Genomic DNA, 13,297 nt, shown 5'->3' on the forward strand with positions numbered 1-13,297 from the left:
GGAGACACACATGTTCCCGAAAAATGCCTGGTACGTGGCCTGCACCGCCAACGAAATCGACGACAAGCCGCTGGGCCGGATGATCTGCGGCGAGAAGCTCGTGCTGTACCGTGCGGCTGAGGGCAAGGCTGCGGCGCTGGAGGATTTCTGCCCGCATCGGGGTGCACCGCTCTCGCTCGGCTCGGTCGTCGAAGGCAAGCTCGTGTGCGGCTATCACGGCCTGGAGATGGGCTGCGACGGCAAGACGGTCGCCATGCCCGGCCAGCGCGTGCGTGGATTCCCCGCGATCCGGTCCTTCCCGGTGATCGAGCGCTATGGTTTTGTCTGGGTGTGGCCCGGCGACCCGGCCCTGTCCGACCCGGCCAAGCTGCATCACCTCGAGTGGGCCGAAAGCCCGGATTGGGCCTACGGCGGCGGCCTCTTCCATATCCAGTGCGACTACCGGCTCATGATCGACAACCTGATGGACCTGACGCACGAGACCTACGTGCACGCGACCAGCATCGGCCAGAAGGAAATCGACGAGACGCCGACCAAGACCGTCACCGAAGGCGACACCGTCACCACCGCCCGCCACATGGAAAACATCATGGCGCCCCCTTTCTGGCGCATGGCGCTGCGCGGCAACCACCTGGCCGACGACGTGCCGGTCGACCGCTGGCAAATCTGCCGTTTCACGCCGCCGAGTCACGTGCTGATCGAAGTCGGCGTCGCGCACGCCGGCAAGGGCGGCTATCACGCCGACCCGGCGCACAAGGTGTCGAGCATCGTGGTCGACTTCATCACCCCCGAAACGGAAACCTCGATCTGGTACTTCTGGGGCATGGCACGCAATTTTCAGCCGCACGACAAGGCGCTCACCGCATCGATCCGCGAAGGCCAGGGCAAGATCTTCAGCGAAGACCTCGAGATGCTCGAATCGCAGCAGCGCAACCTGCTCGCGCACCCGCAACGGCAGTTGCTCAAGCTCAACATCGATTCCGGCGGCGTGCAGTCGCGCCGTGTCATCGAACGCCTGATCGCACAGGAAGACGAAGCTTCCAGCAAGCAGGAGGTCGCAGAATGAACGCCTCCGAACTCAACGTGCGCGTTGCACGCAAGCACGTCGAAGCGCTGGACATCTGCACATTCGAACTGGTGCGGGAAGATGGAGGCGCCCTGCCGGCGTTCTCGGCCGGTTCGCACATCGACGTGCACATGCCGAACGGTGTCACGCGCCAGTACTCGCTGTGCAATGACCCGAGCGAGAGCCATCGTTATCTGATCGGCGTGCTGCGCGACCCGAACTCCCGCGGCGGATCGCAAACGATGCACGACCTCGTCAAGGAGGGCGACGCGCTTCGCATCAGCGCACCGAAGAACCACTTCCCGCTGGCGCACGGCGCCGCGCACAGCGTGCTGATTGCCGGCGGAATCGGTGTGACGCCCATTCTGTGCATGGCGGAGCGGCTGGCGGTCGCCAACGCGGCCTTTGAAATGCACTACTGCACGCGTTCGCAGGAACGCACCGCGTTTGTCGAGCGCATCGCGCGAGCGCCATTCGCTTCCCGGGTGCAATTTCACTTCGATGACGGGGATGAAACGCAGAAGTTGTCGCTTCCGGCCGTTGTCCAGGCTCCGAAGACGGGCGTTCATCTGTACGTGTGCGGGCCCAAGGGCTTCATGGACTGGGTGCTCGACGCTGCACGCGCCGCCGGCTGGCCGGTCGACCAGCTCCACTACGAATTCTTCTCGGCCGAGGTGGTCAAGTCGGACGCCGACGCAGCCTTCGAGGTCAAGCTCGCGAGCTCCGGCCGCATTGTTGCGGTGCCCAAGGACAAGACGGTGGTGCAGGCCCTTGCGGCGGCGGGTATCGAGGTCGCCACTTCGTGCGAGCAGGGCGTGTGCGGCACGTGCCTCACGCGCGTGCTCGAAGGCGAACCCGACCACAAGGACATGTATCTGACGCCCGAGGAACAGGCAGCCAACGATCAGTTCACGCCCTGCTGTTCGCGATCGCGTTCGCCGATCCTCGTGCTCGACCTGTAGGGCGCTTGGAGCGGGAGGGGCTCGGTAAGATCGCGGGCTTCTGCGCCGCCGAAGCCGATCTGTTTCTCCATCATGTCCCTTAGCAAGTCCAATACCGCCGCGATCGACATCAACGACCAGCCGGGTCACCTCATCCGGCGCGCCCATCAGATCGCAGTGTCGGTATTCCACGAGACGCTGGGGCGCGACGTCACGCCGGTGCAATATGCCGCGATGCGCGTCTTGCAGGACAAGCCGGGCATCGACCAGATCACCCTGGCCCAGCAGGTGGCCCTCGATACCTCCAGCGCTGCCGACATCGCCGCGCGCCTGGAAACGAAGGGATTGATCACCCGCAAGATGCTGGCGCGCGGACAGCGCGAGTTGCGCCTCACGACCGCCGGCGAGGATTTGCTTGCAGAGATGGTGCCCGCGATGGCACAGATGCAAGACACTCTCCTGGGTTCGCTGAGCGAGAAGGAGCGCGTGGATTTCATGGCGTTGCTCAGGAAATTCGTCACCGTCAACAACGAAAAGAGCCGCGCGCCGATGCGCGCTTAATGCGGGCGGCGGGTCCCTCTTCGGGATGGCGGGGTTGTCCACGAGCGCCGTGGTGGCTTCGCAAGCCGACTGTTGTAATCGGACATGGAACGCCGTGCGAACGCGTCGCCTCGGCACAATCACCCCATGCCCAGCGTCCAACCCATCAAGAAAAAGACAGCCCCTGCGGTCGCAGCCACCCCGGCGCCCATGACCGGGTCCGTGGACACCGCCTTCCTTCGCACGCTGGTGGGCTACAACGCGCGCCGCGCCTCGCTGGCCGTGATCGAGGTGTTCATGGAGCGCATGGCGGTGTACGGCCTGAAGGTGGTGGATTTCTCGGTGCTGTCGCTGATGGCGCACAACCCCGGCATCACCTCGCGCCAGCTGTGCGCCACGCTCGATGTGCTGCCGCCCAACCTGGTAGGACTGATCGCCGCGCTGGAGCGGCGCGGGTTGATCGAACGCCGCCCGCACCCGAGCGACGGCCGCGCCCTGGGCCTGCACCTCACGCCGGCAGGGATGGATCTGACCGCGCAGGCCGAGCAGACCGCCGCCGACCTGGAGGTGGACGCCACCGGGCGCCTGACGGCCGCCGAGCGCAAGACGCTGATCCGGCTGCTGCAGAAGGTGTACTCGCGGGGGGAATGAAGTTCCCTGTGGTTCTGCGTCCGCGCGCAGGGCCGAAGACGACGCGGGCGCTATCGGAGGTACTTCACTCGACGCGCGACCTTTCGGCCATGGCCTTGGCCAGGCCACCCCACTGGGCGCGGAACAGCCCTGGGTCCATGGTCTTCACGTCGCGCATCAGGGGCCTGAACCCCATGTGCGCCAGCACATCGCGCTCCAGGTCGATGCCCGGCGCGATCTCGATCAGTTCCAGCCCTTCGGTGGTCAGGTGGAACACCGCGCGTTCGGTGACGAACAGCACGTTCTGCTGGCGCCGCGCGGCATCCAGCCCATTGAAGGTGATCTGCTCCACCTTCTCGATGAACTTGCGGGACTTGCCTTCCTTGACGATGGTGAGCTGCCCGTCGGCCACCTTCACCTGCAGGCCCCCGGCGGTGAAGGTGCCGCAGAACACCAGATTCTTCGTGGAGCACGTGATGTTCACGAAGCCGCCGCAGCCCACGGGGCGGCCGTTGAATTTGCTCACGTTCACGTTGCCGTGGTTGTCCACCTGGGCCAGGCCCAGGAAGCTGGCGTCCAGGCCGCCGCCGTCGTAGAAGTCGAACTGCAGCGACTGCTCGATGATGGCGTCGGCGTTGTAGGCCACGCCGAAGTCGCCGCCCTGCGCGGGAATGCCGCCGGTGATGCCGCTCTCGACACTCAGGGTCAGCTGGTCGGCCACGCCCTCCTCCGCTGCCACCGAGGGCACGCCGGCCGGGATGCCGATGCCCAGGTTGGTGATCGCGCCGGGCGCAAGCTCCAGCGCCGAGCGGCGGGCAATCACCTTGCGCTCGTCCAGCGGCATGGGCTCCAGCGAGTTCACGGGCACGCGCACGTCGCCGCACAGCGCGGGGCTGAACTGCGTGGTGATGGTCTGCATGTGGTTCTCGGGCTGGCTGACCACCACGTAGTCCACCGACACGCCCGGCACCTTCACCGACTTGGGGTGCAGGCTGCCGGCCTGGACGATGCGCTCCACCTGCGCGATGACGATGCCGCCGCAGGCCTTGGCCGCATGGGCAATGTTGATCTGCTCCAGCAGCATGCCTTCCTTGTCCAGCGTGATGTTGCCGTTCTCGTCGGCCAGGGTGCCGCGGATGATGGCCACGTCGATCTTGGGCGAGGGGTAGAACAACCATTCCTCGCCGTTGAATTCGACCAGCCTGACCAGGTCTTCGGTGGACTTGCCGTTGAGCTTGCCGCCCTCGATGCGCGGATCGACGAACGTGCCCAGGCCCACCTTGGTCAGCAGGCCCGGGCTGCGGCTGGCGATGTGCCGTGTGAGGTGCGACAGGCTGCCCTGCGGGAAGTTGTAGGCCTCGACCTCGCCTTCGAACACCATCTTCATCATCTCGGCGCCGGTCTGGCCGAAGTGGCCGGCCACGGTGCGCTTGATCATGCCGGGGTGGGCGAAGTGCACCATGCCCGCGTCCTTGCTGTTGCCGATGGCGCCGCAGGCCCAAGTGGTCACGTTGCGCGGGTGGCCTGTGTCCAGAAAGGTTTGCTCCACGCCCTTGAGCACTTCCTCGGGCAGGCTGGTGACGGCCAGGCCGCCCAGGAAGATGGTGGCGTCGTCGGGGATGAGGGCCCCGGCTTGGGCGGCGGTGATGATTTTCATGGCGTGTGGTTTTGTTGTCGGGAACGGGTTCGGTCGTTCTGGCGTCTTGAGTCCGGCAGCTCTCAGGCTTCGGGGTTTTCGATAAGCAACGCCATGCCCTGCCCGCCGCCCACGCAGGCGCTGGAAATGCCGTAGCGCAGGCCGCGGCGGCGCAGTTCGCGCGCCAGCGTCACCGTGAGGCGCACGCCGGTGGCGGCAAGCGGGTGGCCCAGCGCGATGGCGCCGCCGTTCACGTTGAGCTTGTCGCGGTCGAGGCCCAGCTCGCGCTCCACCGCGATGGTCTGGGCGCCCTGGGCCTCGTTGATTTCGAACAGGCCGATGTCGTCCAGCGCGAGCCCGGTGCGCGCCAGCAGCGCGCGGATGGCGGGGGCCGGGCCGATGCCCATGTACTCGGGCGCCACGCCCACCGCCGCCGCACCGCGCAGACGCGCCAGGGGCTTGAGGCCGCGCTGCTGCACATACGCATCGCCGGCCACCACCGCGCCCACGGCGCCATCGACCAGGGCCGAGCTGTTGCCGGCCGTCTGCACGCCACCGGGATAGACGGTGCGCAAGCCCGCCAGGGCCTCGATGGGCGAGGGGCGCGGGTGGGTGTCGCGGTCGAGCTGCGCCACCTTGCGCGGCAGCGTGATGCCCCGCGTGGCATAGCCTTCGAGCGCGAATTTTTCGCTCGTCACCGGCACGATCTCGCCGGCCAGGAAGCCATCGGCCTGGGCCTTGAGCGCTCGCTCGAACGAGCGGGCGGCGTAGGCGTCCACGTCTTCGCGGGTGATGCCGTATTTCTTCGCCAGGTTCTCGGCGGTCTCGATCATCGTGACCGGGCCCGCGGTGTCGATCAGCGCTTCCATCAGGAAGTCCTTGAACTCCACCGGCGCGCCCAGCTTGAAGCCCGTGCGGTGCGTGTAGGCGGCAATCGGGTTGCGCGTCATGGACTCGGTGCCCACCACCAGCGCCACGTCGGCATAGCCCAGCGCGATCTGGTCGGCCGCCTGGCGGAGCAGCTCGAACCCCGTGCCGCAGATGCGCTGCACCAGGATGGCCGGCACGCTCTGCGGCACGCCCGCGTACAGGCCGATGTGGCGCGGCAGCACGAAGGCGTCGAAATCGGCCTGCGCCATCGATCCGGTGATGACCGAGTTCACGTCGGCGGCGGACACGCCGCTGCGCTCCAGCACCGCACGGGCGACCTTGATGCCCATGTCGGTGGGCGACACATGGCCCAGGGGACCGCAGTAGTCGACCATCGGCGTGCGCACGCCGTCGATCAGCCAGGCATTCAGGGGAGCGGAAAAGGAATGTTCAGTGGTCATGGATCAAGCTTTCTGGGTTCTGCTGTCGGTCACGCGCAGCACGGTGGCATAGCCGCTGTCGCCTGCGGCGCAGCCGGTGAACAGGCCCACGCCGCCACCGCGCAGCACCAGCTCTTCGATGAGTTCGATGATGGCGCGCAGTCCCGTGGGCGCCTGCGGGTGGCCCCAGATGATGGAGCTGCCGTAGTTGTTCATGCGCTCCCACGCGAAGCCGGTGTCGCGCGCCAGGGCGATGTCGTTCACGGCGAACGGGTTGTGGGTCTTGACGGCGTCCACGTCCTTCATGGCGAGGCCCGCGTGCTTCAGCGCATTGAAGGTGGCGGGCACCGGCGCCATGGGCATGTAGCCCGCCTCCACGCGCGCCATGCCGAAGCCCAGGATCTCGATCTCGATGCCGGGATCGATGGACGCAGCGCGCGCCCGGTCGCGCGTGGTGACGATGGCGCCCGCGTTGCCGTCGGCCGGATGGGTCTGCCCGCCGAAGGTGACGGTGCCGCCCTCCTTCACGGGCTTGAGCCTGGCCAGGCCTTCGGCCGTGGTCGGGAAGATGCCTTCGTCGGTGCCGAGCGTGCCGGTCTGCTTGCGGAATTTCGAGTCGGAGAGCGGTACGTCGGCCATGTAGCGCTTCTGGAACGCGCGGTCATCGGCCAGCGCCTGCTGGTACTGGGTGTAGCGGTGCAGCTTCAGCGCGTGCTGTTCCTCGGTGCTGATGCCATAGCGCGCGGCCACGTTCTCGCCCGTCTGCAGCATCGCGTTCTTGGCGTAGGGGTCGTGCGCCATGTTGTCGGGCACCCAGTGCTCGGTGATGCCGTAGCCGCCGGTGCCACTCGAATCCGGGTAGTACACGACCGGCCCGTTGGACTGACGGTCGGCCATCACCAGCAGCGCGCTACCGGCCGTGCCGCAGGCCACTTCCTGCGCGGCCATCTGCAGTGCGCGCACGCTGGTGGCGCAGGCCTGCTGCACGGTGGGGCCGGCCACGCGATCGATGCCCATGAGCCCCGTGACCCACGGCAGTCCGTAGAAGCTGCCCTTCTGCGGATTGGTGATGCCCAGGATGGCCAGGTCCACCGCCGCGAGGTCGTAGCCGCGCGCCGCCAGCGCCTGCCGGCCCACCTTGGCCGCCAGCGGCAGTGCATTGAGGTTGGCCAGCGAGCCCTGCCACTTGGCAAAGGGAGACGACCAGTAGATACCGTAGGGGATGAAGGCGTTCATGGCGGGCTCCTTGTTCCTGAAGGCTGCATTTAGTTATTTATCATAACCATATGATCCACTGGAAAAGCTAGGGAAAGCACCTAGAAAAGAGCCCGGCTTCGACCTTGTTTTAGTTATTTTCAATAACCATAATTTCATCAACTCACAGACCTCACCATGACCCAGTCCACCGACATCTCCCTGGAAATTCGCGGCGAACGCGAGGAAATCGCGGTCATCCGCCTGACCCGCCCCGCCAAGCGCAACGCCTTGAACGACGGCCTGATCCTCGCGCTGCGCGATTTGATGGAAAGCCTGCCCGCCACTGTGGCCGCCGCGGTGATCGACGGCCAGGGCGAGCACTTCTGCTCGGGGCTGGACCTCAGCGAACTCAAGGAGCGCGATGCCGGCCAGGGCCTGCACCACTCGCGCATGTGGCATGCAGCGCTCGATCGCGTCCAGTTCGGCCCCGTGCCCGTGGTGGCCGCGCTGCACGGTGCCGTGGTGGGCGGCGGACTGGAGCTGGCCAGCGCGTGCCACATCCGCGTGGCCGACGAATCGACCTTCTACGCGCTGCCCGAAGGCTCGCGCGGCATATTCGTGGGCGGTGGCGGCGCGGTGCGCATCCCGCGCCTGATCGGCACGGCCCGCATGACCGACATGATGATGACCGGCCGCGTCTACAACGCCGTGGACGGCGAGAAGGTCGGCTTTGCGCAGTACCTCGTGCCCGCTGGCACCGCGTTCGACAAGGCCTTCGAGCTGGCCCAGCGCATCGCCCAGAACGCGCCGCTGACCAACTACGCGCTGATGCACGCGCTGCCCCGCATTGCCGAGCAGCCGTCCGACCAGGGCCTGATGACCGAAGCCATGATGGCCGCCATCGCACAGAGCGCACCCGAAGCCAAGGCCCGCGTGCGCGCCTTCCTCGACGGCAAGGCGGCCAAGGTCAAGAAGGACTGATGCACGTCGCGCGCACGGAAAGCCCCTGATGACTGCAACCCCCTCCACACCTCGCTACCGCCCCCTGCGTTTCGGTGTCACCGAAGTGCGCACCCGCGCAGCGGACAACGGCGTGGTCTATGTCGAAGCCGCGCAGGCCCTGCAGCCGCACCCCGTGCGCCTCACCGAGCGGCTGGCGCACTGGGCGCAGGTGGCGCCCGAGCGCACGTGGATGGCCCAGCGCGTGAAGAACGCCGATGGCAGCCTGGGCGAATGGCGCCACATCAGCTACAGCCAGGCGTGGGCCGCGGCCCGCAGCATTGCGCAGGCGCTGCTGGGCATGAACCTGGGCACCGAGCGGCCCGTGGCCATCCTGAGCGAGAACGACCTGGACCATGCGCTGCTGTCGCTGGGCTGCCTGGTGGCCGGCGTGCCGCAGTGCACGGTGTCCACCGCGTATTCCACGATCAGCCAGGACTACGACAAGCTGCGCCACGTGCTGGACACGCTGACGCCGGGCCTGGTGTTCGCAAGCGACGCCAGGCGCTTTGCCCGCGCCATCGGCGCCACGGTGGCCTCCGATGTGCATGTGGTGCTGGGCAGTGGCAGCATCGAAGGGCGTCGCACCACGCCGTTCAGCGAGCTGCTGGCCACCCCCGCCACGCCCGCCGTGGATGCGGCGCACAGCGCGATCACCGCGGACAGCATCGCCAAGTTCATGTTCACCTCGGGCTCCACCAAGCTGCCCAAGGCCGTGATCGTCACGCATGGCATGTGGGCCGCCAACCTGCAGCAGATGAACCAGTCCATGCCCGTGCTGGCCGAAGAGCCGCTGGTGCTGGTGGACTGGCTGCCGTGGAACCACACGTTCGGCGGCAACCACAATTTCGGCATCGTCATCTACAACGGCGGCACGCTGTACCTGGACGAGGGCAAGCCCACGCCCACGGGCATGGCCGAGACCATCCGCAACCTGCGCGAGATCGCGCCCACGGTGTACTTCAACGTGCCCACGGGCTTCGAGGTGATCGCCCAGGCGATGAAGACCGATGACCAGCTGCGCAAGAACCTGCTCAGCCGCGTGAAGATGTTCTTCTTCGCCGCGGCCGCACTGTCGCAGCCCATCTGGGACGCGCTGTTTGAAAGCGCCGAGCGCGAGGTGGGCGAGCGCATCGTCATGAACACGGGCCTGGGCATGACCGAGGGCTGCCCCTTCTGCTTGGCCGTGAACAGCCCCGACGTGCAGGCCGGCGACATCGGCGTGCCCACGCCGGGGCTGCAGCTCAAGCTGGTGCCCGTGGACGGAAAAATCGAGGTGCGCTACCGCGGCCCCAACATCACGCCCGGCTATTGGCGCAACCCCGAGGCCACGCGCGAGGCTTTCGACGAAGAGGGCTTCTACTGCTCGGGCGACGCAGTGAAGTGGATCGACGAGAACGACCTCAACAAGGGCCTGAAGTTCGACGGCCGCATCGCCGAGGACTTCAAGCTCAGCACCGGCACCTTCGTGAGCGTGGGCCCCATGCGCGCCAAGATCATCGCGGCCTGCGCGCCCTACGTGCAGGACGCCGTGCTCACCGGCATCAACCTCAAGGAAGTCGGTGCGCTTCTGCTGCCCACGGCCGCCTGCCGCACCCTGAGCGGCCTGCCCGCCACCGCCGGCCTGCAGGAAGTGGTGCAGAGCGCGCCCGTGCAGCAGCATTTCCAGAAGGTGCTGAACCAGCTTGCGGCGCAGGCCACCGGCAGCGCCACGCGCGTGGCACGGGCCCACCTGATGGCCGAGCCACCATCGCTCGACAAGGGCGAGATCACCGACAAAGGCTCCATCAACCAGCGCGCCGTGCTTCAGCACCGTGCGCATCTGGTGAACGCGCTGCACGACGGCAGCCTGCCTTTCACCATCGTTCCCCAACACTGAATTTCACCGGAAGGAATCCACCATGCACATCCAAGGACAAGCCGCCATCGTGACCGGCGGCGCATCCGGCCTCGGCGAAGCCACCGCACGCGAACTGGCGCGCCTGGGCGCCAAGGTGGCCGTGCTCGACCGCAATGCCGAACAGGCCGAGAAGATCGCCGCCGAGATCGGCGGCGTGGCGTGCGCCTGCGACATCACCGACGCCGCCAGCGTGACCGCCGCGCTGGACAAGGCCGCCGCCGCCCATGGCCCCGCACGCATCCTCATGAACGTGGCCGGCATCGGCAGCGCCAAGCGCATCGTGCAGCGCGACGGCAGTGCCGCGCCGCTGGAAGACTTCACGCGCGTGGTCACCATCAACCTGATCGGCAGCTACAACGTGAGCCGCCTGTTCGCCGCCGCCTGCGCCAAGCTGCCCGCGCTGGACAACGGCGAACGCGGCGTGATGATGTTCACCGCCTCGGCCGCCGCGTTCGACGGCCAGGTGGGCCAGCAGGCCTACAGCGCCTCCAAGGGCGGGCTCGTGGGCATGACGCTGCCCATGGCGCGCGACCTGGCCCAGCACGGCATCCGCGTGTGCACCGTGGCGCCCGGCCTGTTCGCCACGCCGCTCATGAAGGAGCTGCCCGAAGCCGTGCAGCAGTCGCTGGCCGCGTCGATCCCGTTCCCGCCACGCCTTGGAAAGCCCTCGGAGTTCGCCGAGCTGGCCTGCCACATCGTCACCAACGGCCATCTCAACGGCGAAGTGATCCGCCTCGACGGTGCATTGCGCATGGCGCCGCGCTGACTCTTCAAACCCGCTTCCATCCCGCTTCCTTCAGGAGACATCGATGACATTCAAGAAAAAGACCACCCTCGCCGCCGTGCTGGCGCTCATGGCCGTGGGCATGGCCCATGCCGACATCACCATCGGCGTGGTGCAGCCCCTCACCGGCCCGGCCTCCGGCCTCGGCATTCCGGTGAAGAACGGCATCATGATCTGGCCCAAGACGATCGCGGGCGAGACGCTCAAGGTGGTGGTGCTCGACGACGCCACCGACCCGACCACCGGCGTGAAGGACGCGCAGCGCCTGGTGACGGAAGACAAGGCCGACGTGATCATCGGATCCAGCGCCACGCCGGTCGCCATTCCGATGGCCGACGTGACCGCCGAAGCCGGCACGCCGCAGATCGCGACCTCGCCCGCCAGCCTGCCGCCGGGCAAGGACAAGTGGTTCTTCCGCATGCCGCAGTCGAACGACGTGATGGCCTACGCAGTGGTCGCGCACATGAAGAAGCAGAACGTGAAGACGGTCGGCTTCCTCGGCTACACCGACGCGTACGGCGAACTGTGGCTCAAGGCGCTGACCGCCGAGGCCGCCAAGAACGGCATCAAGATCGTCGCGACCGAGCGCTTCGCGCGCTCCGACACCAGCGTGACCGGCCAGGTGCTGAAACTCACGTCGGCCAACCCCGACGCGATCCTGATCGTGGCCTCGGGCAGCGGCGCAGGCATGCCGCAGAAGGCGGTGATGGAGCGCGGCTACAAGGGCAAGGTCTACCAGACGCACGCCGCCGCCACGCAGGACCTGATGCGCACCGCCGGCAAGGATGCCGAAGGCACCTTCGTGGTGTCAGGCCCCGCCACCGTGGCCGAGCAGTTGCCCGACAGCCATCCCTCGAAGGCCGCCGCGGTGGCCTTCGTGCAGGGCTACGAGAAGGTCTACGGCCCCGGCTCGCGCAACCAGTTCGCCGGCCACTCGGCCGACGCGCTCACGGTGCTCGAGAAGGCCGTGCCGGTTGCACTCAAGAAGGCCAAGCCCGGCACGCCGGAGTTCCGTGCCGCGCTGCGCGATGCGCTCGAAGGCATGGGCCGCACGGTGCTCGCGCACGGCGTGCTCAACTGGACGGCACAGGACCACTGGGGCTACACGACCGAGACCGGCGTGATGCTCAAGGTGGTGAACGGCGCGTTCAAGGTCGAGCAGTAACCTTCTTCAATCGCAGCCTCACGCCATGGACTTATCAATCGCCAGCATCCTGACGCTGGACGGCCTTACCAATGGCGCGATCTATGCCCTGCTGGGCATGGGCATCGTGCTCGTCTTCACGGTGACCCGCGTCATCTTCATCCCGCAGGGCGAATTCGTGGCGTACGGCGCGCTGACGCTGGCGGTCTTCCAGACCGGCAAGACGCCGGGCACGGTGTGGCTGCTGCTCATACTGGCCGGTGTCGCCGCGCTGATGGATCTGGTCACGACCTGGCGCCACAGCGGCAGCGCGGCGGGCGGGCTGAAGGCGGCAGCGCGTACCTTCGCCCTGCCGGCCATCATCTGCGCGGTGTCGGCGTGGGCCGGCCCGCGCAACCTGCCGATCGGCGTGCAGGCTCTGCTCACGGTGTTCATCGTGACGGCCTTCGGGCCGCTGGTGTACCGCGTGGCGTACCAGTCGCTGGCCGGTGCGAGTTCGCTGGTGCTGCTGATCGTCTCGGTCGGCGTGCACTTCGCGATGACGGGACTGGGCCTGCTGTTCTTCGGCGCTGAAGGTTTTCGCAACCCGCCGTTCTGGGACGAGCGCATGGCGCTGGGCCCGCTGAACGTGAGCGGGCAGGCGCTGATCATCTTTGCCATGTCGGCCGCGCTGATCGTGCTGCTGTACCTGATGTTCGAGCGCAGCCTGTATGGCAAGGCGCTGCGGGCAACGGCCGTGAACCGGCTGGGTGCGCGGCTCATGGGCATTTCCACCCAGGCGGCGGGGCAGCTCACTTTCGCGATGACGGCACTCATCGGTGCGCTCTCGGGCCTGCTGATCGGGCCGACCACGACCGTGTTCTACGACTCGGGATTTCTCATCGGCCTGAAAGGCTTCGTGGCTGCCGTGGTTGGCGGGCTTGCAAGCTACCCGGGTGCACTGCTCGGTGCGTTGGCAGTGGGCGTGATCGAGTCCTTCGGTTCTTTCTGGGCGAGCTCGTTCAAGGAAGTGATCGTGTTCACCATCATCCTGCCGGTGCTGCTGTGGCGCTCGTTGCGCAGCGGGCATTCGGATGAGGAGAATTGATGAGCACACGTTCTTCTTGCCGCTCCAGGGGTCGTTCGGGGTGCGCTCACGCCGACGGGGTAC

The 13,297-nt window shown here is 67.1% G+C and carries 12 protein-coding genes; 9 read left to right on the forward strand and 3 right to left on the reverse strand.

Annotation, left to right across the window (positions count from 1 at the left end):
• The first annotated feature begins 10 nt into the window (after positions 1 to 10).
• From PMI12_RS20780 to PMI12_RS20795, 4 genes are all read left to right on the forward strand, one after another.
• Entirely contained in the window at positions 11 to 1,066 is a 1,056-nt protein-coding gene (locus tag PMI12_RS20780) for an aromatic ring-hydroxylating dioxygenase subunit alpha (RefSeq protein ID WP_007836381.1), read from the forward strand.
• Positions 1,063 to 2,028, forward strand: a complete 966-nt coding sequence (locus tag PMI12_RS20785; RefSeq protein ID WP_007836382.1) for a PDR/VanB family oxidoreductase — start codon at positions 1,063 to 1,065, stop codon at positions 2,026 to 2,028. The genes PMI12_RS20780 and PMI12_RS20785 overlap by 4 nt, the downstream gene beginning before the upstream one ends.
• A 72-nt stretch (positions 2,029 to 2,100) precedes the next feature.
• Positions 2,101 to 2,568 carry a MarR family winged helix-turn-helix transcriptional regulator gene (locus PMI12_RS20790; protein ID WP_007836384.1) on the forward strand — a complete coding sequence of 156 codons (468 nt, stop codon included), beginning with the start codon at positions 2,101 to 2,103 and terminating at the stop codon, positions 2,566 to 2,568.
• Between the two features lie 126 nt (positions 2,569 to 2,694).
• The gene (locus tag PMI12_RS20795; protein ID WP_007836387.1) at positions 2,695 to 3,198 is read left to right on the forward strand and encodes a MarR family winged helix-turn-helix transcriptional regulator; all 504 of its coding nucleotides are present in this window, start codon (positions 2,695 to 2,697) and stop codon (positions 3,196 to 3,198) included.
• 64 nt (positions 3,199 to 3,262) lie between these two features.
• Here PMI12_RS20795 and PMI12_RS20800 read toward each other — a convergent pair whose 3' ends face one another.
• The 3 genes from PMI12_RS20800 to PMI12_RS20810 form a co-directional block, all read right to left on the reverse strand.
• On the reverse strand, positions 3,263 to 4,834 hold the full coding sequence (locus PMI12_RS20800; RefSeq protein ID WP_007836391.1) for an acyl CoA:acetate/3-ketoacid CoA transferase: 1,572 nt from the start codon (positions 4,832 to 4,834) through the stop codon (positions 3,263 to 3,265).
• Between the two features lie 62 nt (positions 4,835 to 4,896).
• Positions 4,897 to 6,144, reverse strand: a complete 1,248-nt coding sequence (locus PMI12_RS20805; RefSeq protein ID WP_007836392.1) for a thiolase family protein — start codon at positions 6,142 to 6,144, stop codon at positions 4,897 to 4,899.
• A gap of 3 nt (positions 6,145 to 6,147) precedes the next feature.
• A complete protein-coding gene (locus tag PMI12_RS20810; RefSeq protein ID WP_007836393.1) occupies positions 6,148 to 7,359 on the reverse strand; it encodes a thiolase family protein in 1,212 nt (403 codons plus the stop codon).
• Between the two features lie 156 nt (positions 7,360 to 7,515).
• Between PMI12_RS20810 and PMI12_RS20815 the strand changes: the two genes are divergently transcribed.
• The 5 genes from PMI12_RS20815 to PMI12_RS20835 are packed head-to-tail and all read left to right on the forward strand — an operon-like array spanning position 7,516 to position 13,234.
• Entirely contained in the window at positions 7,516 to 8,301 is a 786-nt protein-coding gene (locus tag PMI12_RS20815) for a crotonase/enoyl-CoA hydratase family protein (protein ID WP_007836394.1), read from the forward strand.
• Between the two features lie 28 nt (positions 8,302 to 8,329).
• Positions 8,330 to 10,198 carry a feruloyl-CoA synthase gene (locus PMI12_RS20820; protein ID WP_007836395.1) on the forward strand — a complete coding sequence of 623 codons (1,869 nt, stop codon included), beginning with the start codon at positions 8,330 to 8,332 and terminating at the stop codon, positions 10,196 to 10,198.
• A gap of 22 nt (positions 10,199 to 10,220) precedes the next feature.
• The gene (locus tag PMI12_RS20825; RefSeq protein ID WP_007836396.1) at positions 10,221 to 10,985 is read left to right on the forward strand and encodes an SDR family NAD(P)-dependent oxidoreductase; all 765 of its coding nucleotides are present in this window, start codon (positions 10,221 to 10,223) and stop codon (positions 10,983 to 10,985) included.
• A 43-nt stretch (positions 10,986 to 11,028) separates the two neighbouring features.
• Positions 11,029 to 12,168 carry an ABC transporter substrate-binding protein gene (locus tag PMI12_RS20830; protein WP_007836402.1) on the forward strand — a complete coding sequence of 380 codons (1,140 nt, stop codon included), beginning with the start codon at positions 11,029 to 11,031 and terminating at the stop codon, positions 12,166 to 12,168.
• Between the two features lie 25 nt (positions 12,169 to 12,193).
• Positions 12,194 to 13,234 (forward strand): branched-chain amino acid ABC transporter permease, encoded by a 1,041-nt coding sequence (locus tag PMI12_RS20835; RefSeq protein ID WP_007836403.1) that lies wholly within the window; start codon positions 12,194 to 12,196, stop codon positions 13,232 to 13,234.
• Positions 13,235 to 13,297: the final 63 nt, after the last annotated feature.

The sequence above is a fragment of the Variovorax sp. CF313 genome, from assembly GCF_000282635.1.
GTDB lineage: Bacteria > Pseudomonadota > Gammaproteobacteria > Burkholderiales > Burkholderiaceae_C > Variovorax.

Coding starts and splice junctions, on each gene's coding strand:
- PMI12_RS20835 (WP_007836403.1), top strand. CDS start 12,194: ATGGACTTATCAATCGCCAGCATCCTGACGCTGGACGGCCTTACCAAT.
- PMI12_RS20785 (WP_007836382.1), top strand. CDS start 1,063: ATGAACGCCTCCGAACTCAACGTGCGCGTTGCACGCAAGCACGTCGAA.
- PMI12_RS20830 (WP_007836402.1), top strand. CDS start 11,029: ATGACATTCAAGAAAAAGACCACCCTCGCCGCCGTGCTGGCGCTCATG.
- PMI12_RS20795 (WP_007836387.1), top strand. CDS start 2,695: ATGCCCAGCGTCCAACCCATCAAGAAAAAGACAGCCCCTGCGGTCGCA.
- PMI12_RS20790 (WP_007836384.1), top strand. CDS start 2,101: ATGTCCCTTAGCAAGTCCAATACCGCCGCGATCGACATCAACGACCAG.
- PMI12_RS20780 (WP_007836381.1), top strand. CDS start 11: ATGTTCCCGAAAAATGCCTGGTACGTGGCCTGCACCGCCAACGAAATC.
- PMI12_RS20820 (WP_007836395.1), top strand. CDS start 8,330: ATGACTGCAACCCCCTCCACACCTCGCTACCGCCCCCTGCGTTTCGGT.
- PMI12_RS20810 (WP_007836393.1), bottom strand. CDS start 7,359: ATGAACGCCTTCATCCCCTACGGTATCTACTGGTCGTCTCCCTTTGCC.
- PMI12_RS20825 (WP_007836396.1), top strand. CDS start 10,221: ATGCACATCCAAGGACAAGCCGCCATCGTGACCGGCGGCGCATCCGGC.
- PMI12_RS20800 (WP_007836391.1), bottom strand. CDS start 4,834: ATGAAAATCATCACCGCCGCCCAAGCCGGGGCCCTCATCCCCGACGAC.
- PMI12_RS20815 (WP_007836394.1), top strand. CDS start 7,516: ATGACCCAGTCCACCGACATCTCCCTGGAAATTCGCGGCGAACGCGAG.
- PMI12_RS20805 (WP_007836392.1), bottom strand. CDS start 6,144: ATGACCACTGAACATTCCTTTTCCGCTCCCCTGAATGCCTGGCTGATC.